Origin of the sequence: Thermus aquaticus, from assembly GCF_001280255.1 — a bacterium.
Classification (GTDB): Bacteria; Deinococcota; Deinococci; order Deinococcales; family Thermaceae; genus Thermus; species Thermus aquaticus.
On the sequence record NZ_LHCI01000106.1, the window covers coordinates 77,953 to 100,882 of the forward strand.

Consider the following 22,930-nt stretch of genomic DNA (forward strand, 5'->3'; position numbering starts at 1 on the left):
CTTGAGCGGGTCCGGCGGGTCTACCGCGACAAGGCCCAGGCCCTGCTGGAGGCCCTGGAGAAGGAGATGCCCCAGGACGGGGCCTACCGGGGCCTCAAGGAGACGGCTTCTTCCCTGGGTTTGGAGCTGGAGGTGGTGGCCCGTCCCTACGCGGGGGTACGGGGGGTCTGGGTGCGGGAGGGGGCGGAGGTGCCGGAGATTCCGCGGGAGCGTGGGTTCAAGCCTTTACCTAAGAGGTGGGTGGTGGAGAGGACCTTTGCCTGGCTGGGGCGGAACCGGCGTCTTGCCAAGGACTATGAGGAGAACCCTCGGGTAAGCGAGGCCTGGGTCTATCTGGGCATGCTACGATTGTTGGTGAAGCGGCTAGCCAGGGCCGTGTAACTGCCCGTGGAGGACTTTTACGACAGCCTCTAGGCCAGGCCCGGGGCCTCAAGGAGACGGCTTCTTCCCTGGGTTTGGAGCTGGAGGTGGTGGCCCGTCCCTACGCGGGGGTACGGGGGGTCTGGGTGCGGGAGGGGGCGGAGGTGCCGGAGATTCCGCGGGAGCGTGGGTTCAAGCCTTTACCTAAGAGGTGGGTGGTGGAGAGGACCTTTGCCTGGCTGGGGCGGAACCGGCGTCTTGCCAAGGACTATGAGGAGAACCCTCGGGTAAGCGAGGCCTGGGTCTATCTGGGCATGCTACGATTGTTGGTGAAGCGGCTAGCCAGGGCCGTGTAACTGCCCGTGGAGGACTTTTACGACAGCCTCTAGGCCAGGCCCGGGGCCAAAAGGAGGATCAGGAAGGCGAGAAGACGCAAGGTTTTCAGAAGAACCCCATCAGGGCAAGGCCTTTTTGGCCTCCTGGTACTCGGCCACCAGCCGGGCCACCACCTCCTTGGCCGAGGGGATCTCGCGGATGAAGGCCACCCCGTGTCCGGCGGAGTAGACCTCCTTCCAGGCCTTCCCCCCGCCCTGGCGGAAGCGCTCCAGGGACTCCTTGAGGAAGTTGGCGGGCACCCCCGTCACCTCCGGGGTGTAGAGGATGTCCTCGGGCGTGGCCCGGAGGAGGGCCTCCTTGTACTCCAGAGGGGCCTCGGACTCCAGGGTGGCGATGAAGCGGGTGCCGATATACGCCCCGTCCCCCAGGGCCAAGGCGGCCAGAAGTTGGCGGCCTGTGGCAATCCCCCCGGCGATGAGCACGGGCACCCCTAACTCCGCCTTAAGCCAGGGCCCCAGGACGAAGGGGCTCACCTGCCCGGCGTGCCCCCCGGCCCCAGAGGCCACGGCCACCAGGGCATCGGCCCCGGCCTCCACCGCCTTCCTGCCGTGCCTCAGGCCCACCACGTCGCACCAGACCACGCCCCCGTAGGCCTTGACCTTCTCCACCACCGGCGTGGGGTCCCCCAGGGAGGTGACCACCAGGGGCACCCGGCGCTCGGCCACGGCCAGGAGGTCCTCCTCGAGGCGGGGGTTGTCCTTCAGGATCAGGTTGACCCCGAAGGGCACCCCCTGGGGGAAGGTCTCCAGAAACTCCCGGAAGGCCTGGTGGGTGCGGAAGTTGAGGCTGGGGATGACCCCAATCCCCCCCGCCTCGGCCACAGCCAGAAGGAGCCTGGCCCCGGAAACCAGAAACATGGGGGCGGCCACGATGGGGTAGCGGATGGAAAGCATCCTGGTGATGGCGGTCTCCATGGCCTATGATTTTACCCGGTTCAAGGAATAATCAAGGGGTGGCGGGGCCGGTGGCCCGCCTCGAGGTGGGACCGAGCCCCTACCACCTCCCCATCCTGGCCCCCGCGCTCCTCCGGGTCCTGGTGGTGCGGCGCTTCCGGCCCTAGCCGCCTAGCCCCTTGCGGCGCATCTCCCCCCACTGGCCCCGCTTCCTCAGGACCTGGAAGGTGGCTATAAAGCGCTCCAGGGCCAGGACCTGGCGGTAACCCAGGGCCTCTAGAAGGCTCAAAAAGAGGAGGGCCACCCGGTCGCGGAGCCTGGGGTAGCGCTTCAGGAGAAGGGTCTCCATGCCGATGGCCAGCTGGGAGAGGAGGACCCCGTACCCCAGGGCCAGGAGGAAGAAAAGGAGGGCGAACTCGGCGTTGAAGACCTCGAGGAGGTAGAAGACGGGGAGAAGCAGGTAGCCCAGGACCTCCACCACCGGCCCCAGGGCCTCAAAGAGGAAGAAGTAGGGCATGGCCAAAAGGCCCAGGCGGCCGTACCTGGGGTTGAAGAGCATGGCCCGGTGGAGCCAGAGCACCTCCCAAAGGCCCCGGTGCCAGCGGTTCCGCTGCCGCCTCAAGGTGGCCCAGTCGGCGGGGACCTCCGTGTAGCAGATGGGGTCCGGGGTATAGAGGACCCGGTAGTCCCGCCCCTCTTCCCACGCCCTCCGGTGGAGGCGGACCACCAGCTCCATGTCCTCCCCCACTGTGTCCGTGCGGTACCCCCCCACCTTTATGGCCTCGCTCCGCCGGAAGAGGCCAAAGGCCCCGGAGATGATGAGCAGAGCGTTCATGGCGCTCCACCCGGCCCGCCCCATGAAGAAGGCCCGGGCGTACTCAATAATCTGCATTTTCTCCAGGAAGCCTCGGGGGAGGCGGAGCTCCTCCACGATGCCCTCCCGGACCCTGGCCCCGTTCAGGGGGCGGATGGTTCCCCCCACGGCCAGGACCCGCTCGTCCTCCAGGAAGAGGCGGCTGGCCCTCAGGAGGGCCTCGGGGTCCAGGAGGCTGTCGGCATCCACCCCGCAGAAGAGGGGATAGCGGGCGAAGTTGAGCCCGGCGTTCAGGGCGTCCGCCTTGCCGCCGTTCTCCTTGTCCACCACCAGGAGGTTGGGGTAGGTGAGGGAGCGGTAGACCCCGCGGATGGGCTTGGTGGGAAGGGCCCTCTTGAAGACCCAGTCCACCCGGACCAGGCGGAAGGCCTCCTTGAGGACCTCGAGGGTCCGGTCCCTGGGACCGTCGCAGACCACGATGACCTCAAACTCCGGGTAGCGGAGGGCGAGGAAGGACCTCACCGAGGCGGCGATGGTCTTCTCCTCGTTGTAGGTGGGGACCAGGATGGAAACGGGCAGGTAGGCCTCCCGCTCCAGGAGGTCCTTGAGGGAAAGCTCCGAAAGCTCCCGGGCGTAGCGGGCCACCATCCGGAGGCCAAAGAGGGCGAAGGTGGCGTAGAGGAGGTTAAGGACGGCGAAATAGTAGAGAACCAAGAACTGATAGGCGTAAAGAAGCCAGGCTAGGAGTTCCATGCCACCTCCCGAAGCACCTGGGCGGCCATGGCCCGGCCGTAGGGGTCAGGGTGGGCCTCGCCCGCTTTCCGCAAAAGCTCCAGGTCCAAAGAGGCCAGGGCCTCCGCCGCCGCCCGGCGCACGTAAAAGGAAGGGTCCTTGAGGGCCTCCCAGAGGGCCCTTCGGGCCAGGTTTCGGGGAAGAAGCGGAAGGAGGCGGGCCGCATGGACCCTCAAGAACTCCTCCTCCCTCCGCAAAAGCCCCAGGACCACGTCCTCGTACCCCACGGGAGGGTAGCCGAGCCGGGCCAGGGCCCTGAGGGCCGCCGCCTGAACCTCGGGGTCCTCCGCCTCCAAAAAGGGCAGGACCCTCTCCGCCAGGCCGTGGAGGTGGAGGCGGCCGATGGCCTCCAGAGCCGCCCAGACCTCCCCCCTTCCCCCCTTTTCCAGGAAAAGGGCCACCACGGGCTCCGCCCGGTCCTCCAGGAGAAGGAGGACTTCCAAAAGGGCCCCTTTAGGAAGCCCCGCCTTCAGGAGGGCCTCTCCCAGGTGCAAGACCCCTTTCCCCTGGGCGGCCCTGGCGGCGGCCCGGGCCGCCGCCAGGCGGAGAACGGGGTCCTGGTGCTCCAGGTAGGGCAGGATGGCCTCCAGGGTCTCGGGAAGCCGGGCCAGGCCCAAAGCCTCCAGGGCCTCCAGCCTCACGGGGCGGGAAGCCCACCGGGACTTAAGGCGAAAGGCCCAGGGCGGGCGGCCCTTCCTGAGCCACCGGGCCACCTTTTCCCCCATCTCCCCCTTCAGCATCTCCCGCAGGTGCAGAAGGGCTTCCAGGGCGGGCTCCGGCCAGGGAGGAGGCGGGGGCTCCGTCCCAGAAAAGAGGGCCTCGGTGAAGGCGGAAAGGTAGCGCTCGTAAAGGGCCTTGTCCCGGGCCTCCTTGAGGGCGGTGTAGGCGTGGTAGACGAGGATGTAGGCCCCGAGGACCACGAGGGCCAAGGCGGTGAGGAAGAGGGCCCGCAGGAGGTGAAGCCTGGCCATAGGATAGTCAAAGGCTCCCAGAAGCCGCCCTGAGAACACCCAGACAAGCCCACCCAGGGCCAGGGCCTCGAGGGCCACCACCAGGAAGACCAAAAGGGCGTAAAGGCGCTCACCCCTGCGCCACATACCTTTCCAGCCTGAGGACCAGCTCCTGGGGGCTAAAGGGCTTGGTGAGGTAGTCCTGGGCCCCCAGGCGCATGGCCTCCAGGATGGTCCTCTCCTGCTTCAGGCCGGAGAGGATGATCACCGGGGTCGCCCGGCCCAGGTCCTGGCGCAGGTGGCGGAGGAGGTCCAGGCCAAACCCGCCGGGCAGGTTCAGGTCCAGGACGATCGCGTCCCAGGGCTCGGCCAGCTTCGCCTTGGCCGTGGGGAAGTCCCTGGCCAGGTGGACCTGATGGCCCGCCCGGGAGAGGGCCATCTCCAGGACCCGGGCCACCGCAGGGTCGTCCTCCACCAAAAGAACCCTCATGCCACTTCCTATCCCCAGGATAAGAAGGGGATGTCAAAGCCTTGTGAAAGGCTCACTCGCCTACCTCACGCAAAAAGCGCTCCACCTCGGGGTCCGGGTTAGCCCTGAGCTCTTCCCTGAGAAGCCTCCGGGCCTCCTCCTTCTTCCCCTGCTCCAGAAGGGCCTTGGCCAGGGTGAAGCGGCCCAGGGGGTAGTCGGGCTTGACCGCCAGGACCCCTCGGGCCAGGAGCTCGGCCTCCTTGGCCCGGCCCAGGGCCAGGACCACCTCCGCCAGGCCCCAGCGGGCGTCCAGGTTCCCGGGGTCCTGGGCCAGGACCTGGCGGTAGCCCGCCTCCGCCTCGCCGTAGCGCCCCATGTGGTAGAGGAGCCGGGCGTAGCGCACCCGGATGTCGGGGCTGTCCAGGAGGGCCAGGGCCTTCTCGTAAAGGGGCTTGGCCTCAGCGTGGCGGCCCTGGAGGTAGAGGGCGAAGGCGAGCTCCCCAATCGCCTCGGCGTCGTCGGGGAAGGCCGCGACCGCCCGCCTCAGATAGGCCTCGGCCCCCACGGGGTCCTGGGGGAGGTGTTTTTTGCCCCCGTAAAAGCTCCTCCGCTCCCGGAAGGGGAGGGGGTCGGAGGGGAAGCCCTCGAGGCCCACCTGGTCCAGGGCCATGACCCGCACCTGGCTCACCCGGTCGGCCATGGGGGCGTAGGTGAAGGTGGGCCCCGCCGCCTTGGCCGAGAGGACCACGGCCTCGCCGCTTTGCACCTCCACCCGGAAGCCCCTGGCCCCTTCCGGCCCCAGGAAGCGGAAGACCACCTCCCCCGAGGGGCCGTAGGCCGCCCGCACCAGGGGAGCGGAGAGGAGCTTCCGCCTCACCCCCGTGCCCAGGACCGCCCCCTCCCCGCCGGAAAGCGCCTCGACCCCCAGGGCCACCCGGCCCCGGTAGAGGGAGACCCGCCCCCTCTCCTCCCGGGAGAGGCGGAGGTGGGTGCCCGTGGGCCGCACCTCCCCTTCCGGGGTGGAGAGGGCGAGGGGAATGGCCGCCTCCCGCACCACCTCCACGCTGCCCGCCTCCAGGGCCACCCGCACCCGCTCTCCCCCGCCCCAGAAGCTCCGCCACCGCCTGGCCTCCCCCCGGGCCTCGGGGCTGAAGGCAAGCTCCAACCCCCCAAGGCGCACCACCTCTCCGGCGGGCACCTCCCCAAAGGCCTTGGAGCCCAGGGGGGCCGGGTAGAGGGGAAGGCGAGCCAGGGCGATGAGGGCGAGCAGGAGGAGGAGAAGCCGCCCCACCGGGGCCCTCTGGCCCGGCCTGGGCCGGGGTAGGAGGAGGAGGAAGGTGCTCCCCCGGCCCAGGCGGCTTTTTAGGCGCACCTCGCCCCCGTGGGCCTCGAGGACCCGCTTCACCAGGGCGAGCCCCAGGCCCGTCCCCTCCACCTCCCCCCGGGTGGAGGCCCGGTAGAAGGGCTCAAAGACCTTGTCCTGCTCCTCCTTGGGGATGCCGGGGCCGGTGTCGGCCACGGCGATGCCGTAGCGGTCCCGGCCCAGAAGGAGGCGCACCGCCACCCGCCCCCCTTCCGGCGTGTACTTGACGGCGTTGGAGAGAACGTTCAAGACCGCCTGGTAGAGCCAGTCCCGGTCCCCGTAGACCCAGGCCTCCCCCCGGGGCAGGGTGAGGCGGAGGGCGATCCGCTTCCTGCGGGCCAGGGGGCGCACCTCCTCCGCCGCCTGCTGGAGGAGCGCCTTCAGGTCCACGCGCTCCACCTTGAGGCGGACCCCCTGGCCCAGCTTCAGGTAGTCCTGGGCCTTTTGTAGAAGCTCCTGGATGCGCCGGGCGCTCTTCTCGGCGATCTGGAGAAGCTCCTTGGCCTCCTCGGGAAGCCCCTCGGTCTCCAGGGCCAGCTCCAAGGCCCCCAGGACGCTCATGAGGGGGTTCTTGATCTCGTGGAGGAGAAGCCTAAGAAGCCTCGCCGTCTCGTCCTGGGCCCGGAGAAGGGCGAGCTCCCGCTCCCTCAGGGCCAAAACCTCCCGGAAGGCGCCCAGGAGGAGGGCCAAGGCCTCCCGCACCTCCCGGCCCGGGGGCCTTTGGCCCTCCCAGTAGAGGGCCAGCCCCCCCTCCTCCAGAAGCTTCTCCCCCCGCACCGGGCCCTCGGGCAGAACCTGCCCCCGGTAGACGAGCCGCACGGGGTAGCGGGCGAGGAGGTCCGCCAAGAAGGCCAGGTCCGAGGGGGGAGCCTGGAGCATCGCCTTCAGCCTAGGGCCTGGGTGTGAAAACCCTGTGATTAGGGCTTGGGAGCCATGACCACCAGGAGGAGGGCAGGACTTGCGGACTCGTTCCTGACCCCATGCACCTCCCCCGCCGGGGCCAAGGCAGCCATGCCCGGGACCAGAAGGGCCTCCTCCTCCCCCACCTGGACCACCACCTCGCCCTCCAAGACGTAGTAGACCTTGTCCGAGCCCGCATGGGCGTGGGCCTTCTGGGCCTGGCCCGGGAGGAGGGCGTAGAGGTCAAAGAATATCTTCTCGGACTGGAAGACGGGGATCTTCAAAAGCTTCTCCTCGGAGAAGCGGGCGAGCTTTTTTAAATCGCGGATCTCCACGCCCCCAGTCTACTTGACGCAGGGCCTTAAGGAGGCTAGACTAGCTTTTGCGCGCCGGGGAGTAGCGCAGCCTGGTAGCGCACACGCTTGGGGTGCGTGTGGTCGTCGGTTCAAATCCGGCCTCCCCGACCAAGAACCCCGCCCCCTAGGGGGCGGGGCCTTGGCTTTTTGGGCCTACATCTGGCCGGTGACCCTTTTCAGGACCTCCTTTAGGGCTTTCAGGTTCTCCCTTACCGGCTTGTCGTTGAAGAGGGCGCTTCCCACCACGGCCACGTCGGCGCCCGCCAGGTAAACCTCCCCCACCGTGGTCTGGTTAACCCCCCCGTCCACCTCAATGAGGCAGGCGGGGTTCAGGGCGTCCCGCATGGCCTTGAGCCGCCTAAGCCTCTCCGTGGACTGGGGAATGTACTTTTGCCCGCCAAACCCTGGGTTCACGCTCATGAGGAGGGCCAGGTCCAGCTCGGGCAGGAGGGCCTCAAAGGCGGAGAGAGGGGTGGCGGGGTTGATGGCCAATCCCGCCTTCTTCCCCAGCTCCTTCACCTTCTGCACCGCCCGATGGGCGTGGGGCGTGGCCTCAAAGTGGACGGTGATCACATCGGCCCCCGCCCGGGCGAAGTCCTCCAGGTAGCGCTCCGGGTTGACGATCATGAGGTGAACGTCCAAAGGGAGCCTGGTCACCCGGCGCACCGCCTCCACCAGGATGGGGCCGAAGGTGAGGTTGGGGACGAAAACCCCGTCCATCACGTCCAGGTGAATCCAGTCCACCCCGGCCGCCTCCGCCTCCCCGATCACCTCCTTAAGCCGGGATAGATCCGCCGTGAGGATGGAGGGAGCAAAGCGCACGGCCCCACTATACCCCGCGCACCATGCGGTACGCCCAGGCCAGGGCCAGAACCATGAGGGAAAGGAGGAGGAGCTCCGCCAAGACCGCCTGGAACCCCGGGTGGTCCAGGGAAAAGGGGTATTTCTGCAACCCCTCTGCGGTGATCACCAGGATCCTCCGCACCCCGGCGATGATGCCGATAACCAAGAATGGCTCCACCTGGAGCTGCCCCTCGCGGGCAAAGCGGATCAGGGTGTAGAGGATCTCCGCCATCATCAGGGCCAGGAGGACCCGATCCAAGAGGAAGATGGGAAGGCTGGCCCCTTTCCCGAGGCGCAGGAGCTCCATCCCCTCAAACACGGCGGCCACCATCAAGTAGGCCGCCCCCAGGACCACCAGGAGACCCGCGAAGGCGTAGATGACCGCCTCCACCCGGGGAAACAGCCGGAAAAGATACTCCATGGGAATAGCCTAGCGGGGGCCGTCCTCCTCTCCCACAGGGGGGAAGCGGTGTGCCTACACAAGGAGGGAGAGCAGGGCCTCCGCCACCCTCTCCGGGGTGAAGCCCAACCGCTCGTAGACCTCGAGGTAGGGGGCGCTGGCCCCGAAGCGGTCCAGGCCCACCACCTTGTGGGCGTAGCGCTCCCAGCCCAGGCTGGCCCCGGCCTCCACGGCCACCGTGGGCAGGCCCGGGGGAAGGACCTCCTTGCGGTAGGCCTCGGGCTGGGCGGCGAAGAGCTCCAAGGAGGGCAGGCTCACCCCCCGCACCCGCCTGCCCCTTTCCCCTAGGAGGGCCCGGGCCTTCAGGGCCAGGTGGACCTCGCTCCCCGTGGCCACGATCACCCCTTCGGGCTCCTCCGCGTCTTCCAGGACGTACCCGCCCTTAAGAAGCCCCTTGGCCTTCTCCGGGGGGAGGAGGGGCACGGCCTGCCGGGTGAGGACGATGGCCGTGGGGCCCTCCTTGCGCCTCAGGGCCACCTGCCAGGCGTAGAAGGTCTCGTAGGCGTCGGCGGGCCGGATGACCCAGAGGTTGGGTATGGCCCGCAGGCTCATGAGGTGCTCCACGGGCTGGTGGGTGGGGCCGTCCTCCCCCAGGGCGATGGAGTCGTGGGTGTAGACGAAGATCGTGGGCGTGCCCATGAGGGCCGCCAAGCGGACGGCGGGGCGCATGTAGTCGGAGAAAACCAAGAAGGTGCCCCCGTAGGCCCGGTACCCCCCGTGGAGGTTCAGGCCGTTCAGGATGGCCCCCATGGCGTGCTCCCGCACGCCGAAGTGAAGGTAGCGCCCCAGGGGGTTTTCCCGGGAGAAGTCCGCCATCCCCTGGGCCTGGGTGTTGTTGGAGGGGGTGAGGTCGGCGCTTCCCCCCAAGAGCTCGGGCATTTTGGGGGCGATGGCGTCCAGGGCCTTGCCGCTGGCAGCCCGGGTGGCGATGGGCTTGTCAAAGGCCGGGGGCTCCTCGGGGAGGGAGGGGAGCTCCCCTTTGAGGCGGCGGGAAAGCTCCTCGTAGAGGTCGGGGAAGGCCTTGGCGTAGGCCTCCATGGCCCTTTCCCAGGCCTCCTGAAGGGCCTTTCCCCTCTTTCGCATGTCCATGTGGCGGTAGACCTCCTCCGGGACCTCAAAGGGGGGGTAGGGCCAGCCCAGGTTTTTCCGGGTGGCCTCCACCGCCTCCGGCCCCAGGGGCTCCCCGTGGGCCTTGTGGGAGTCCTGCTTGGGGGAGCCGTAGCCGATGTGGCTCCGGACGGCGATGAGGCTGGGCCGCTCGTCCAGCTTTGCCAGCTTGATGGCGTGGCGGAGAGCATTTAGGTCGTTTGCGTCCTCCACCCTCAGGGTGTGCCAGCCGTAGGCCCGGTAGCGGGCCAGGACGTCCTCGGTGAAGGCCAGGTCGGTGGGGCCGTCAATGGAGATGCGGTTGTCGTCCCAGAAGACGATGAGCTTGGAAAGCCCCCAGGTCCCTGCCAGAGAGCTGGCCTCTCCCGAGACCCCTTCCATCAGGTCTCCGTCCGAGGCCAGGACGTAGGTGTAGTGGTCCACCACCACGTGGCCGGGGCGGTTGAACTCGGCAGCCAGCTTCCTTTCCGCCAGGGCCATCCCCACGGCGGTGGCGATCCCCTGTCCCAAAGGCCCCGTGGTCACCTCCATCCCCGGCGTGTGGCCGTACTCGGGGTGACCCGGGGTCTTGGAGCCCCACTGGCGGAAGCGCTTGAGCTCCTCCAGGGGAAGGTCGTAGCCCGTGAGGTGGAGGACGGCGTAAAGGAGCATGGAGCCGTGCCCAGCGGAGAGGACGAAGCGGTCCCGGTTGGGCCAGGCGGGGTCCAGGGGGTTGTGGCGCAGGACCTCCCGGTAGAGGAGGTAGGCCAGGGGGGCCATGGCCATGGGCATGCCCGGATGGCCGCTCTTGGCCTTTTCCACGGCGTCTATGGCCAGGAAGCGGATGGCGTTCACCGAAAGGGTGGCGAGGTCTTTGGTCTCGGTCATGGTTCCCTCCAGGCTACGAAGGTGTGAGGCCGGGCACAAGGCGGCCTCTCCGGGGCAAACATAAAGCCCCTCTTATGAAAGAGGGCCCTGCCCCGGAGAAAGACTATACGCCTTGCCCAAAGGCGCGCGGGGTGGTAGAATCCCCTAGGTGTGGGCGCCCGTAGCTCAGCAGGATAGAGCGGGGGCTTCCTAAGCCCTAGGTCGGGGGTTCGAATCCCTCCGGGCGCACCAAGCAGGAAACGCTCCGCCCAGGAAAGCCTGGGCGGAGGTCTTTTTGAGTCCCTGGACCCGAGGAGCGTAGCGGCGGTAGAGGTGCAGAAGGGCTTCCTCGTCCCTCCAGGCCACCCGGCGGAGGAGGTGGATGTCCTCTTCGTCCTCGCCCATACCGCAAGGTACTACCCCAAAACCCCTGGGCCTAGATCCCTAAGTGCCCGCACTTTTGTTTCGCAACATGGGGTGCCCGAGTCGGGGCTGTGGAGGGGCTTTTCTGGGGCCCCCACCGCGGCTTTTGCCGCGGTGGGGTACTTAAGCCCGGGGCGCCCCCTAAAAGGACCGGGCCGGGCGGCGGGGGCGGGAGGCGGTCTCCAAAACCCTCTCCACCCGCTTGGCCCGCTCCAGCTTGAGGCCCTGGACCTCGGCCGCCTTGGGCAGGTCCTGAGGGCGGAGGTCCAGGTAGAAGCCTTCCTCGGCCTCGGCGATCTTGCCCACCTCGAGGCCCCGCTCCTTCAAAAGGGCCACCAGCCGGGGCAGGGTGAGCCTCGCCCCCGTGGCCTTCAGGGTGATCCAGCCCTCCTCCCCCGTGAGGAGGCTCCTCTCCTTGGGGGCCCCGCCCAGGATGAGGGCCATGAGGGCGGCCACCACCTCCACCCGACCCTCGGCGAAGAGGCGGCCGGCGAAGTCCAGGTAGAGCTTGTAGTCCTTCTCCGGAACCCGGGCCAGGCGGGCCAGGAGGTGCTGCCACTTGGCCTCGAGGACCTCCTCGGGCGTGGGGGGGTTGACCCGCTTGAAGGGGCGGCCCACAGCCCGCTCCAGCTCGGCCAGCTCCCGCTTCTCCCGGGGGCCGTAGAGGATGACCACCTCCCCGCCCCTGCCCGCCCGCCCCGTGCGCCCGGAGCGGTGCTGGTAGGTCTCGGGCTTGTCGGGAAGCCGGTAGTGGACCACCAGGTCCACCTCGGGGATGTCCAGCCCCCTAGCGGCCACGTCGGTGGCCACGAGAACCCTCACCTCCCCTTCCCGGAAGGCCCGCATGACCCGCTCCCGGTCCGCCTGGGAGAGGTCCCCGTGGATGGCCCGGGCGGCGTGCCCCAGCCGGAGGAGGCCCGCGGCCACCTCCTCGGTCTCAGCCTTGGTCTTGGTGAAGACGATGGCCCGCTTGGGGGCCTTCAAGTAAAGGAGGTCGGAGAGGAGGGCGAGGCGGTCCGTGGGGGCCAGGATGGCCTCCTCCCGGTAGGTGACCCCCTCCTCCTTCACCACGTTGATGACCACCGGGCTTTTCATGTAGCGCTCGGCCAGGCGCCTGGCCCAGGTGGGCAGGGTGGCGGAGAAGAGGAGGGTCTGGCGGGAAGGGGGCGTGGCGGAGAGGATGGCCTCCACCTCCTCCTCAAAGCCCATGGAGAGCATCTCGTCCGCCTCGTCCAAAACGGCGATCTCCACCTCCGAGAGGTCCAAGACCCCCTGGCGCAGGTAGTCCAGGGCCCGGCCCGGGGTGGCCACCACCACGTCGGCCCCCTTCTGGAGCTCCTCCCTTTGCTTGCCGTAGCCCGTGCCCCCGTAGACGGGGACCACCTTCAGGTGCGGGGCCACGGCGGCCATCTCCGAGGCCACCTGGAGGGCCAGCTCGCGGGTGGGCGTGAGGACCAGGGCCCTGGGCTTCCGCCCCCTTTGCCGGCTCGCCTCCAACCTTTGCGCGATGGGCAGGGCGAAGGCCAGGGTCTTGCCGGTGCCGGTGCGGGCCTGGCCGATGAGGTCCTTGCCCTCGAGGGCCAGGGGCAAAGCCGCCGCCTGGATGGGGGTGGGCGCGGTGATGCCCCGCCCGTAGAGGGCTTCCTTGATCTCGTCCTTCAGGGGAAAGTCTTTGAACTCCACTTCTTTTCCTTTCCGGGCCCACCTGCGCCCGAAAAGGGAGGTGACGCCCGTAAACCTGTCCAGTCTAGTGAGCTAGGGCACAAAAGTCAAGGGGATGACCTCCACCTCCTCCCCCTCCCGGGCGTCCTGGTCCGGGGGAAGGACCACCAGGGCGTTGCCGAAGGCCATGGAGCGGAGGACCCCGCTACTCTGGTTCCCGGTGGTGCGCACGCTGGGCCCCTGGGCCAAGGAGAGGACGCCCCGGCGGAAGACCTTTTTACCCTTGGCCCCCTTGAAGGGGGTCTCGGCCCTGGCCTTGAGGGTGCCGTAAGGGGGCTCGGTCCGCTTTAGGAGGCGGAAGAGGAAGGGCCTCCCGTAAAGGAAGAAGGTCACCATACTGGACACCGGGTTTCCGGGAAGGCCCAGGACGGGAAGCCCCCCGAGCCGGGCGAAGAGCAATGGCCCCCCGGGCTGCTGGCGCACCTTCCAGAAGACCACCTCCCCCTTCTCCTCCAGGACCTTCCGCACCACGTCGTACTCCCCCATGGAGACCCCGCCCGAGGTGAGGAGGAGGTCCAGGTGGCCCGCCTCCTCCAGTTTGGCCATCACCGCCTCGGGGCTGTCGGGGACCTTGCCCAGGAGGACGGGCTCCCCGCCGGCCTCGAGGACCAGCCCCAAGAGGCTATAGGCGTTGGAGTTGTAGACCCCCCCGTAGGGTAGGGGCTCCCCGGGCTCCACCACCTCGTCCCCGGTGGAGAGGATGCCCACCCTAGGCCGCCGGTAGACCCGGACCCGGGGGTGGCCCATGGCCGCCGCCAGGCCCAGCCGCCCGGGGGTGAGGAGGTCCCCCCGCCTCAGGTAGACCTCACCCCGCCTAAGGTCGTCCCCCTTGGGCCGGATGTCCTTGGGGGAAGCCGGGGCCAGGAAGAGGACGTACGCCCCCTCCCGCCGGGTGTCCTCCACCCGGATGACGGCGTCCGCCCCCCGGGGAATGGGGGCCCCGGTGTAGACGGCCACCGCCTCCCCCTGCCCCACCTCCCCCAAGAAGGGCTTACCCGCCGGGGCCTCCCCGATCACCCTGAGGCGCACCGGGCGCTCGGGGGAGGCCAAAAGGGTGTCCGCCTCCCGGCAGGCGTAGCCGTCTACGGCGGTGTCGTCCTGGTCGGGGTGGTCCACCAAAGAGGCCAGGTCCTCGGCCAAGACCCGGCCGTAGGCCTCCCTTAGGGGAAGCTCCTCCACACTAAGCTCCCCCCTGGCCCCTTCCAGGACCAGGCTCAGGGCTTCCTCCACGCTGAGGTTCGTGCGCATCGGCTTTAGTCTACCCGCTTGCGGAAGGCCCAGGGCCAAAGGGCGATGCCCAGGGCGTAGAGGGCGAGGGTCACCCCGAAGAGGAGGTCAAAGGCCCTGAGCCCCACGGCCCCCTGGACCAGGCCGGAAAGGGCGCTCGCCATGGCGAAGAGAAGGCTCCAGAAGGCGCTTTCCACCAGGAAGAAGCCCGGCCTTTCCTCCTCGTCCAGGTAGTCCATGACCAAGGCGGCGTACACGGGCCCGGCGGCGTTCATCAGGGCCCCGCGGATGAGGAGGGCCAGGGTGACCAAGGGAAGCCAGGGGGCCCAGGCCAAGGCCGCCAGAAAGGGCAGGGAGAGGGCCTGGACGAAGACGATGGCCCCAAGCCGCCCGAGCCTTTGAACCAGGAGGGGCTGGAGAAGCATGGCCGCCCCCGTGGCCAGGGAGGAGAGGGCGAAGATGAGCCCCGTGGTCCCGTAGGTGAGGCCGAACTTCTCCTTCAGGTAAAGGTTCAAAAAGGGGATGACGAGCCCCGCCCCGAAGCCGATGACCACCTGGGGCAAGAGGAGCCTGAGCCAGAGGAAGAGGCGACGGGAAAGCCTCAAAGGCCTCCTCTCCCCTTCCGCCACCGGAAGCCCCCACACAAAGGGAAGTCCCAGGAGGAAGAAGGGCAGGGCGAAGAGGAGGACCTTTTGGGCCCCGAAGAGGTCGGAGAGGTAGCCCGCGAGGAGGGTGGAGAAGAAGCCACTCATCGTGGTGAGGGCCGCCTGCAGGCTGAAGAAGGCCACCCGCCTCCCCTCGGGGACGAGCCGGGCGAGGAGGGGCGCCGCCGCCCCCTGCAGAAGGGCCCCCGCCAGGCCGTAGAGGGCCAGGCTGGGGAAGACCAGAAGGCCAAGGCCCAAAAGCAAAACGACGGGGAGGGTGAGGAAGAAGGCCAGGTGGAGGCTTCGCAGGAAGCCCAGCCTGGGGATCAGGTAGGCCAAGGGCAGGGCGAAGGCCACCCCGGAGAGGAGGACCACCGCCTGGGCCAGGCCGATGGCCTGACGGGAAAAGCCCAGGGCCTCGAGGTGGAAGTTGAGGAAGAAGTAGACCAGGTTCCCCCCGAAGGACCAGAGGAAGCCTGCCAAGAGAAAGCGGTAGGCGGGAGAAAGTTTATGCACAGCGTCTCCTTTCTTATGCCCCTTCTCGCTCCCGCGCCTAGCCTTAGAAATCCCCAAATGGGCCCCTCGTGCTGGCTTGGGCCAGCATGGGGTGGCGCTAGACCTGGCGGCTGGGGCAGTAAGGGGCCAGGCCGCAGGCCCCGCAACGGGGCCTCCTGGCGGTGCACACGTAGCGCCCGTGGAGGACCAGGGCGTGGTGGACGAAGACCCAGTGGTCCTTGGGGAAAAGGGCCTCCAGGTCCTTGGCGATCTTCTCCGGAGTCCTGGCCTCCGAGAGGCAGAGCCTCCTGGCCAGGCGGGCCACGTGGGTGTCCACGGCGATCCCCGGCACCCCAAAGGCCGCCCCCAGCACCACGGTGGCCGTCTTCCACCCCACCCCGGGGAGGCGCATCAGGGCCTCCTTGTCCCTGGGCACCTCCCCCCCGTGGTCCTCGAGGAGCCTCCGGGCTAAGGCCACCAGGTTCCTGGCCTTGGTCCGGTAAAGGCCGATCTTTCGGATATAGGGCTCCACCTCCTCCGGGGTGGCCGCCGCCAAGGCCTTGGCGTCGGGGAAACGGGCGAAGAGGGCCGGGGTGGCCTCGTTCACGCTCTTGTCCGTGGCCTGGGCGGAGAGGACCGTGGCCACTAGGAGCTGGAAGGGGTTCTCGTGCTTGAGCTCGGTCCGAGCTCCGGGGTAAAGGGCCTTCAGGGCCTTCAGGATCTCGGAAGCCCGCGCCTTTTTGGCCTTTTCCCCCTCCTTAGGACACGCCACGGCCTCCAATCTACAATGGAAGGGTGGAGAAACCCAAGCTGGGGCTCATCGTGCGGGAGCCCTACGCCAGCTACATCGTGGACGGCAAAAAGACCTGGGAGATCCGCAAGCGCGTGGCCCGCCACCGGGGGCCTTTGGGCATCGTGAGCCGGGGCCTGCTTATCGGCCAGGCGGACCTGGTGGGGGTGGAGGGGCCCTTTAGCGTGGAGGAGCTCCTGCCCCACTTCGCCAAGCACCTGGCCGAGGAAGCCTTCCTGAGGGCCTACGCCCAGGGCGAACCCCTTTACGCCTGGGTGCTGGAGAACGCCTTCCGCTACGAAAAACCCCTCTACGTTCCCAGGCGCCCGGGCCGGGTGATGTTCGTGGACCTCACCGAGACCTTTGAGGAAGGCTAGCCTTTCCTGGGCACCACCACCAGGCCCCCGTAGCCCACGAAGACCGTGAGGTCCGGGTCCAGGGCCTGGTGCACCTCGGGGCGGTGGGTGGCGGCCACCAGGGTGATGCCCGCCTCCCGGCAGAGCTTGCCCAGGCCCAGGGCCACCCGCCTGGCGGTGGGCACGTCCAGGTGGGCGGCGAACTCGTCTATGAGGAGGAGGTCGGGCCGAAGGGCGAGAAGGAGGGCCAGCCGGAAGCGCTCTCTCTGCCCCGTGGAAAGCTCCTGGGGTCTAGCCCGGTAGAGGACGGCGTCGGAGAGCCCCACCCGGTTTAGGACCTCTATGGCGGCCCGCACCTCTCCCATCTCCCGGTAAAGCCGCTCCAGAAGGGGAAGCTCCCCCAAAGGCACCTCCACCTCGCCGGGGATGTAGGCGGCCACCCGCCCCCCAGGGAGGAGGACCCGCCCGGCGTCCGGGGGCTCCCCCAGGAGGAGGCGGAGGAGGGTGGTCTTCCCCGCCCCGCTGGCCCCGGCCAGGACCACCAGGCTCCGGGGCGGGACCTCGAGGTCCGCCCCCCGCAACACGGCCCGCTCCACTCGCCTGGCCTTCACCCCAAAGGCGGAAAGGACCTCCTCCACCTCCGGGGAAAGGCCCTTCAGGTCCAGGAGGCTCCGGTAGCCTTTGTAGACGTCCTCGAGGCGGATGGGGCCCGGCAGGCCCGCCACCTGGCCGTAGCTTTTTTGGAAAAGCCGCCCCCCGTGGGCCCTGGCGTAGGGGTCCTCCTTCAGGAAGCGCTCCAGATGCCCTTTGGCCTCCTCGCTCAAGGGGTAGAAGAGGACGGGGCGGCCGGAGGCGGTGTCAAAGAGGTAGCGGAAGCCCACCTTCTCAAAGAAGGGGTGGTAGCGGGCCATCTGGGCGATGGTGTAGACCAGATGCTTCTCCCGCCGCCCCTCCGGGGCCCCCCGCTCCCGCACCCAGTCCAGGGCCACCTGGACCAGAAGGGCCCCCAAACCCTCCGAGCGGTAGTCGGGGTGGACCACCACCCGGGCGATGCGGGCGGCGGCGGTCTCCACCTGGTCCAGGGCCTTCTCCCAGTCCTCGCCCCCCTCAAAGGTGGGGTGGAACCAGTCCGGGGGGAAGATGCGCTCCCGGATGTCCCGCTCCAGGCGGCCATCGGGGGTCCTGCGGTGCATCCTGGGGATGGGGGGGTCCAGGCGCAGGTAGCCGAGGATCCTGGGCTCAAAGGGGAGGCGCTCCTTAAGCTCCAGGACCAGAAAGCGGCTCGCCGGCGTGGAGCCTTTGATCTCCTTCAGCCTGGCCTCTCCCCCGCACTCGCAAAGGGGCTTGCTGTTGGCGGCCAGGGTCTGGCCGCACCGGGGGCAGACCCAGAGGGCCACCACCTCCTTCTCGGAAGCGTAGTGATACTGCTCCAGCTCGGCGATGGCCTCAAAGTCGGCCTCAAACTGGGCCTCCCGGGCCCTCAGGCGGTAGCGGTAGGCCTCGCCCCCCAAAGGGCCCTCCCGCACATGCTCCAGGTCCTTGGCGAAGGGGGGCCAGAGGGGAAACCGGCCCCAGAGGGCGTACTCGTCAAAGCCTAGAATGGGCTTTTTGAACTCCGTGGAAAGCCGGACGCTATCCCCGGGGCGAAGCCACTTGGCGGCGTCCCCGGTCATGCGCAAGACCACGTTGCCCGATAGGAGGACCTCCCCGTACCAGCGCCAGTAGACCCTGCGGCCCAGAACCCGCATCGCATCTCCTCAGTAGGCCTTGGCGAAGACCACCCGCTTGCCGTAGGCGGAAGGCCGGCCGCAACGGACGCAGAAGCCCTCTTCGGGTTCGGCCTCAAAGGGCACGCAGCGGCTGGTGGCGGTGGTCTCCTCCTGGATCTGCTTCTCGCAGGCCTTGTCCCCGCAGTGGAAGGCCAGGGCGAAGCCCTCCTGCACGGCCTCCTTGAAGGCCTCGTAGCTTTCCACCTTGCGGGTCCGCGCCCTCTGGAAGTCCAAGGCCCTTTGGTAAAGGGCCTGGTGGAAGGCGTCCAGGCGCTCGGGCAGGGCCTCGGGCAAAGCGGTGAGGGGCAGGGTTTCCTTGCCCCCAAGGCGGCTCGCCAGAACGGCCTGGCCGGCCTCGAGGTCCTTGGGGCCAAGCTCTATGCGGTAGGGCACCCCCTTGAGCTCCCACTCGTGGAACTTGTACCCGGGGGTGTACTGGTCCCGGTCGTCCAGGTGCGCCCTGAGGCCCCGGGCCAGGAGGTCCTTCTTCAGGGCGAAGGCCGCCTCCAGGACCTTCTCCCGGTTCTCCTCCCGGTAGATGGGCACGATGACCACCTGGATGGGGGCGAGGCGCGGGGGCAGGATGAGGCCCTTGTCGTCCCCGTGGGTCATGATGATGGCCCCGATGAAGCGCCAGGAAAGCCCCCAGCTGGTGGTGTGCACGTACTTCACCTGGAGGTCCCTGTCCTGGAACTTGATGTCAAAGGCCCGGGCGAAGTTCTCCCCCAGGTAGTGGCTGGTGCCGCTCTGGAGGGCCTTACCGTCCCGCATCATGGCCTCAATGGTGGTGGTGTAGACCGCCCCGGCGAACTTCTCCTTCTCCGTCTTCAGGCCCTCAATGACGGGGATGGCGGCGTAGTCCCGGGCCAGCTTGGCGTAGATCCCTAGCATCCTCCGCACCTCCGCCTCGGCCTCCTCCCGGGTGGCGTGGGCGGTGTGCCCCTCCTGCCACAAAAACTCGCTGGTGCGGAGGAAGGGCCGGGTGCGAAGCTCCCAGCGCACCACGTTCCCCCACTGGTTGAGGAGCTGGGGCAGGTCCCGGTAGCTCCTAATCCATTTGGACCACATGTAGCCGATCACCGTCTCCGAGGTGGGGCGCACCGCCAGGGGCTCCTCCAGCTCCTCCCCCCCGGCGTGGGTCACCACGGCGAGCTCGGGGGAGAAGCCCTCCACGTGCTCGGCCTCCTTCCTGAGGAAGCTCATGGGGATGAAAAGGGGGAAGTAGGCGTTCTGGTGGCCCGTCTCCTTGAACATCTGGTCCAAGGTTTTCTGGATATTCTCCCATATGGCGTAGCCGTAAGGCCGCAGCACGATGGTGCCCCGCACCGGGCCGTAGTCGGCGAGCTCCGCCTTCTGGATGACCTCGAGGTACCACTCGCTGAAGTCCACGCTCTGAGGGGTGAGGCCCTTCTCCTTCGCCATACCCGCCCATATTACCCCAGTAGAATGGCCCCATGGACCTCTTCCCCGTCTTCAAGGAGCTGGCCCAGAAGTCCGAGAGCAAGATCGTCCTGGTGGTCCTGGACGGCGTGGGGGGGCTTCCCCTAAAGCCCGGCGGGCCCACGGAGCTGGAGGCCGCCCTCACCCCCAACCTAGACGCCCTGGCCCAGGAAAGCGCCCTGGGCCTCCTGACCCCCGTCTACCCGGGCCTCACCCCGGGCTCCGGCCCCGGCCACCTGGCCCTCTTCGGCTACGACCCCTTCCGCTACCTGGTGGGCCGGGGGGCCTTAAGCGCCCTGGGGCTTGGGGCAGACTTCCGGGAAGGGGACGTGGCCCTTCGGGGCAACTTCGCCACGCTGGCCCCGGACGGCACCGTTCTGGACCGCCGGGCGGGCCGCCCCTCCACCGAGGAAAACGCCCGGGTCATCGCCAGGCTGAAGGAGGCCATCCCCCGGGTGGAGGACGTGGAGGTCCACTTTTACACGGAAAGCGAGCACCGCTTCCTGGTGATCCTGAGGGGCCAGGGGCTTTCCGATCAGGTGACGGACACCGACCCCCAGAAGCCGGGCCTGAAGCCCCTCCCCGCCCGGACCCTGTCGCCCGAGGCGGAGAGGACCGCCAGGGTCCTGAACCTTCTTACGGAGCGCATCCGGGAGGCCCTGAAGGACGAGCCCAGGCTGAACGGGGCCCTCTTCCGGGGGGCCTCCAAAAGGCCCTCTTTCCCCAAGATGGAGGAGGTCTACGGCCTGAAGGCGGCGGCCATCGCCAGCTACCCCATGTACAAGGGCCTGGCCAGCCTGGTGGGCATGGACGTGCTTCCCGTGGAGGGGGAAGGGGACGCCCTTCCGGGAAAGATCCAGGCCCTGAGGGACAACTGGGACCAGTACGACTTCTTTTACTTCCACGTGAAGAAGACGGACGCCATGGGCGAGGACGGCGACTTCCGGGGCAAGGTGGAGAAGATTGAGCTCTTTGACGCCATCCTGCCGGAGATCCTGGCCCTAGGGCCCACGGTCCTCGCCATCACCGGGGACCACTCCACCCCCGCCCTCCTCAAGGCCCACTCCTGGCACCCCGTGCCCCTTCTCCTCAAGGCCCCCTACCTGCGGGCCGATGAGGCCGGGCGCTTCACGGAAAAGGAGGCGCAGAAGGGTAGCCTGGGCCACCTCCGGGGCGTGGAGCTCATGCCCCTCCTCCTGGCCCACGCCGGGCGGCTAGCCAAGTACGGGGCCTAAAATGGGAGAAAGATGATCCGGCACCGCCTGAGCCTCGAGGAGTTTCAGGCCCTCCTGGAAAAGGCTCCAGAAGGGGCCCGCCTAGAGCTTCTGGACGGCGAGGTGTACGAAATGGCCCCCATCGGCAGCGGGCACGCCAGCCTGGTCACCTACCTGGCCAAACAGCTGGAAAGGCTCTACGGGGACCGGGCCTTGGTCTACGTGCAGAACCCCCTGCGCCTTTCCCAGCACTCCCTCCCCCATCCGGACCTGGCCCTGCTCAAACCCCGGGAGGACTTTTACCGGGCCCGGCTGCCCGAGCCCGGGGACACCCTTTTGGTGGTGGAGGTGAGCTTCTCCAGCCGGGAGTTGGACCTTGAGGTGAAGCTCCCCCTCTACGCCCAAGGGGGGATACCCGAGGTCTGGCTGGTGGAGGAAACGGGGACCCTGGAGGTGTACCGGGAACCCCGGGGAAGCCACTTCCGCCACCGCCTCATTGTGGAACCGGGGGAGGAGGTGGCCCCGCTCCTCCTGGCCCACCCCCTCCTGCGCTGGGACCCCCCTAGAGGTACCCCGCCCGCCTGAGCTCTTCGGCCACGGCCTCGAGGACCATCTCGTAGGCCCGGTCCAGGTCCACGTCCTTCAGGGTGGCCCCCGCCGCGGGCACGTGCCCACCCCCGCCTAGCCTCAGGGCGATGTTCTGGGCGGAAACCCCACCCCGGGAGCGGATGGAGACCTTCACTCCCTCCTCCCGCCTGCGCAAAAAGACCGAGACCACGCTCCCCTCCACGTAGCGGATGAGGCCCACGAAGTCGTCGGAGTCCTCCTCGGTGCGCTGGGCGTCCTCGGGCAGGTGGGCGGTGACCACCAGGCCGCCAAAGTGAAAGGCCACGGTGGAGAGGACCTGGCCCATGAGGCGGAAGTAGGAGGGGGGGCGGAACTGGAGGCGGTCGGTGAGCTCGGGAAGCCGCACCCCGTAGCCCAAAAGCTCCGCCGCCACCTGGAGGACCTCGGGGGTGGTGTTGGCGAAGCGGAAGTTGCCCGTATCCGTGAGGATACCGGTGAGGACCGGGGTGGCGATCTCCTCCGTCCAGGCCACCCCCAGGAGGTCAATGAGGTCCTTGACCATCTGGGCCGTGGCCGCCTTGGAAGGGTCCACCACCGCGATCTGGCCGAAGCGGGGGTTGGTGCCGTGGTGGTCTATGTTGATGACGAACCCCTCCACCGGCACCCCCACCACCCTCGAGGGCTCGGCGCTGTCCAGCGCCACCAGGGTGGCCCCAGGAGGAAGCTTCTCCACGGGGTCGGAGTACTCGTCCTCCTTGGGCAGAAAACGGAGGAAGCGGGGAGGCTCCGCCACCCAGCGGGCGTCCTTGCCCAGGGCCTTGAGGGCCCGGTAAAGCCCTAAAGAACTTCCGATGGCGTCCCCATCAGGGTCCACGTGGGTGGCGATGTAGATGGGGCCCTCCACCGCCTTCAGCACCTCGGCCACCAGGCGCATCTTTTCCCAGTACTTGGGGTCAGGGGCGTTGCCGTCCACAGGGCTAGGCTATCACGCGAAGGGGTTTTCCGGTTTCTCTCCCCCGGCTCGGTCGTAGGCGTAGTATTGTCCCGGGGAAAGCGCAACGAACAGGCCCTGCCCGCAAGCTCCGCTTTGGAGCCCCTACTCCAAATGAACCGCAGGCGGATGAAGGGGAGATTGCGGGAGTACTGCGCCAGCCAGTCCCTCCAGGGGGAGGCTTGACAGGCAAGACAGTATCAATCCCCTTACAGGGCTAAGTGGTTTGCAACGTGTTTTGGGGGCCCGAGCTGGTAATCAAGCGGTAGAGGAGTCGCAATCCCCTTACGGGGCTAAGTGGTTTGCAACTTTACCCCCTAAGAATGCCCTTCTGGACAGCACCGCCGGAGGGGGTGTTTGTGAGAAAGATGAAGCTTGGAATATGCATCGGCCAAAGGGTGGGCGTTTTGCGGGGTTTAGGCCGATGGGAAGACTTCGGAAGAGGGGTCAAGGGAGAACGCATAGGCGAATATCGCCGTCCCCGTGGGAAGAAACTGGCTTTCAAGGTCCCCTCCCGGATACCCGGGACAGGGACATTATAGCCCGTCGTGTGCTACTTGACCCAAACCCCTGCGGTGTGAGAAAAGAGGGGGTGCTATGGTCTCCTGCCGAGAGCACCCCCTCTACTATCTTGACGCAGAAACCCTTCTGGTGGCTACCTACATCTGGGTGGATGACGAGCTCAAGGCCCTTCAGGCCCAAGGCTTCAAGCTCCCCAAAAAGCAAAAGCACCAGAAGGCTAC

Annotated in this window: 20 protein-coding genes, 2 tRNA genes and 2 pseudogenes; 8 read left to right on the forward strand and 16 right to left on the reverse strand. The window is 68.0% G+C overall.

Annotated elements, in window-relative coordinates; all coding sequences use genetic code 11:
- Both BVI061214_RS01375 and BVI061214_RS13170 read left to right on the forward strand, forming a co-directional pair.
- A partial coding sequence (locus BVI061214_RS01375; protein ID WP_053768549.1) for a transposase occupies positions 1-381 on the forward strand: 381 nt, incomplete at its 5' end.
- 167 nt (positions 382-548) lie between these two features.
- Positions 549-716 (forward strand): annotated as a pseudogene (locus tag BVI061214_RS13170) (transposase); the annotation flags it as partial.
- Between the two features lie 99 nt (positions 717-815).
- On the opposite strand, the gene BVI061214_RS01385 reads toward BVI061214_RS13170, so the two are convergent.
- The 6 genes from BVI061214_RS01385 to BVI061214_RS01410 form a co-directional block, all read right to left on the reverse strand.
- Entirely contained in the window at positions 816-1,670 is an 855-nt protein-coding gene (locus BVI061214_RS01385) for an NAD(P)H-dependent flavin oxidoreductase (protein ID WP_053766993.1), read from the reverse strand.
- A gap of 142 nt (positions 1,671-1,812) precedes the next feature.
- Positions 1,813-3,216: a glycosyltransferase family 2 protein gene (locus tag BVI061214_RS01390; RefSeq protein ID WP_053766994.1), complete on the reverse strand. Its 1,404-nt coding sequence runs from the start codon at positions 3,214-3,216 to the stop codon at positions 1,813-1,815.
- A complete protein-coding gene (locus BVI061214_RS13995; RefSeq protein ID WP_053766995.1) occupies positions 3,204-4,352 on the reverse strand; it encodes a HEAT repeat domain-containing protein in 1,149 nt (382 codons plus the stop codon). Before BVI061214_RS13995 ends, BVI061214_RS01390 begins: the two co-directional genes overlap by 13 nt.
- Entirely contained in the window at positions 4,336-4,695 is a 360-nt protein-coding gene (locus tag BVI061214_RS01400) for a response regulator transcription factor (RefSeq protein WP_053766996.1), read from the reverse strand. Before BVI061214_RS01400 ends, BVI061214_RS13995 begins: the two co-directional genes overlap by 17 nt.
- A gap of 52 nt (positions 4,696-4,747) precedes the next feature.
- The gene (locus BVI061214_RS01405; protein WP_053766997.1) at positions 4,748-6,916 is read right to left on the reverse strand and encodes an ATP-binding protein; all 2,169 of its coding nucleotides are present in this window, start codon (positions 6,914-6,916) and stop codon (positions 4,748-4,750) included.
- 38 nt (positions 6,917-6,954) lie between these two features.
- A complete protein-coding gene (locus BVI061214_RS01410) occupies positions 6,955-7,272 on the reverse strand; it encodes a cupin domain-containing protein (RefSeq protein WP_053766998.1) in 318 nt (105 codons plus the stop codon).
- 55 nt (positions 7,273-7,327) lie between these two features.
- Here BVI061214_RS01410 and BVI061214_RS01415 point away from each other — a divergent pair.
- Positions 7,328-7,404, forward strand: a tRNA-Pro gene (locus BVI061214_RS01415).
- A gap of 42 nt (positions 7,405-7,446) precedes the next feature.
- Here the strand turns inward: BVI061214_RS01415 and rpe are convergent.
- Genes rpe through tkt form a run of 3 tightly spaced genes read right to left on the reverse strand, consistent with a single transcriptional unit; the run spans position 7,447 to position 10,570 of the window.
- Positions 7,447-8,115, reverse strand: coding sequence for a ribulose-phosphate 3-epimerase (gene rpe, locus BVI061214_RS01420; RefSeq protein ID WP_053766999.1), 669 nt, complete (start codon positions 8,113-8,115; stop codon positions 7,447-7,449).
- Between the two features lie 7 nt (positions 8,116-8,122).
- Entirely contained in the window at positions 8,123-8,557 is a 435-nt protein-coding gene (locus BVI061214_RS01425; RefSeq protein ID WP_003045260.1) for a phosphate-starvation-inducible PsiE family protein, read from the reverse strand.
- A 54-nt stretch (positions 8,558-8,611) separates the two neighbouring features.
- The gene (gene tkt / locus BVI061214_RS01430) at positions 8,612-10,570 is read right to left on the reverse strand and encodes a transketolase (protein ID WP_053767000.1); all 1,959 of its coding nucleotides are present in this window, start codon (positions 10,568-10,570) and stop codon (positions 8,612-8,614) included.
- 154 nt (positions 10,571-10,724) lie between these two features.
- On the opposite strand from tkt, the gene BVI061214_RS01435 reads away from it, so the two are divergent.
- A tRNA-Arg gene (locus BVI061214_RS01435) sits at positions 10,725-10,801 on the forward strand.
- Positions 10,802-11,113: 312 nt separating this feature from the next.
- On the opposite strand, the gene BVI061214_RS01440 is transcribed toward BVI061214_RS01435, so the two are convergent.
- The 4 genes from BVI061214_RS01440 to nth form a co-directional block, all read right to left on the reverse strand.
- Positions 11,114-12,655, reverse strand: coding sequence for a DEAD/DEAH box helicase (locus BVI061214_RS01440; RefSeq protein WP_053767001.1), 1,542 nt, complete (start codon positions 12,653-12,655; stop codon positions 11,114-11,116).
- 72 nt (positions 12,656-12,727) lie between these two features.
- Positions 12,728-13,942, reverse strand: a complete 1,215-nt coding sequence (locus BVI061214_RS01445; RefSeq protein ID WP_053767002.1) for a molybdopterin molybdotransferase MoeA — start codon at positions 13,940-13,942, stop codon at positions 12,728-12,730.
- A gap of 5 nt (positions 13,943-13,947) precedes the next feature.
- Positions 13,948-15,081, reverse strand: a complete 1,134-nt coding sequence (locus tag BVI061214_RS01450; protein WP_053767003.1) for an MFS transporter — start codon at positions 15,079-15,081, stop codon at positions 13,948-13,950.
- A 97-nt stretch (positions 15,082-15,178) separates the two neighbouring features.
- The gene (nth, locus tag BVI061214_RS01455) at positions 15,179-15,841 is read right to left on the reverse strand and encodes an endonuclease III (RefSeq protein ID WP_156303201.1); all 663 of its coding nucleotides are present in this window, start codon (positions 15,839-15,841) and stop codon (positions 15,179-15,181) included.
- A 14-nt stretch (positions 15,842-15,855) separates the two neighbouring features.
- On the opposite strand from nth, the gene BVI061214_RS01460 reads away from it, so the two are divergent.
- On the forward strand, positions 15,856-16,227 hold the full coding sequence (locus tag BVI061214_RS01460) for an ASCH domain-containing protein (protein ID WP_053767004.1): 372 nt from the start codon (positions 15,856-15,858) through the stop codon (positions 16,225-16,227).
- On the opposite strand, the gene BVI061214_RS01465 is transcribed toward BVI061214_RS01460, so the two are convergent.
- Positions 16,224-17,954, reverse strand: a complete 1,731-nt coding sequence (locus tag BVI061214_RS01465) for a GNAT family N-acetyltransferase (protein ID WP_053767005.1) — start codon at positions 17,952-17,954, stop codon at positions 16,224-16,226. The two genes, BVI061214_RS01460 and BVI061214_RS01465, sit on opposite strands and share 4 nt — an antisense overlap.
- Positions 17,955-17,963: 9 nt before the next feature.
- Positions 17,964-19,397, reverse strand: a complete 1,434-nt coding sequence (proS, locus tag BVI061214_RS01470) for a proline--tRNA ligase (protein WP_053767006.1) — start codon at positions 19,395-19,397, stop codon at positions 17,964-17,966.
- Positions 19,398-19,429: 32 nt separating this feature from the next.
- Here proS and BVI061214_RS01475 point away from each other — a divergent pair, with 32 nt between their 5' ends.
- The gene (locus BVI061214_RS01475; RefSeq protein ID WP_053767007.1) at positions 19,430-20,650 is read left to right on the forward strand and encodes a 2,3-bisphosphoglycerate-independent phosphoglycerate mutase; all 1,221 of its coding nucleotides are present in this window, start codon (positions 19,430-19,432) and stop codon (positions 20,648-20,650) included.
- 12 nt (positions 20,651-20,662) lie between these two features.
- Positions 20,663-21,214, forward strand: a complete 552-nt coding sequence (locus BVI061214_RS01480; protein ID WP_053767008.1) for a Uma2 family endonuclease — start codon at positions 20,663-20,665, stop codon at positions 21,212-21,214.
- Here the strand turns inward: BVI061214_RS01480 and BVI061214_RS01485 are convergent.
- The gene (locus BVI061214_RS01485) at positions 21,192-22,169 is read right to left on the reverse strand and encodes a DHH family phosphoesterase (RefSeq protein ID WP_053767009.1); all 978 of its coding nucleotides are present in this window, start codon (positions 22,167-22,169) and stop codon (positions 21,192-21,194) included. The two genes, BVI061214_RS01480 and BVI061214_RS01485, sit on opposite strands and share 23 nt — an antisense overlap.
- A gap of 615 nt (positions 22,170-22,784) precedes the next feature.
- On the opposite strand from BVI061214_RS01485, the pseudogene BVI061214_RS14095 reads away from it, so the two are divergent.
- A pseudogene (locus tag BVI061214_RS14095) lies at positions 22,785-22,930 on the forward strand (transposase); the annotation flags it as partial.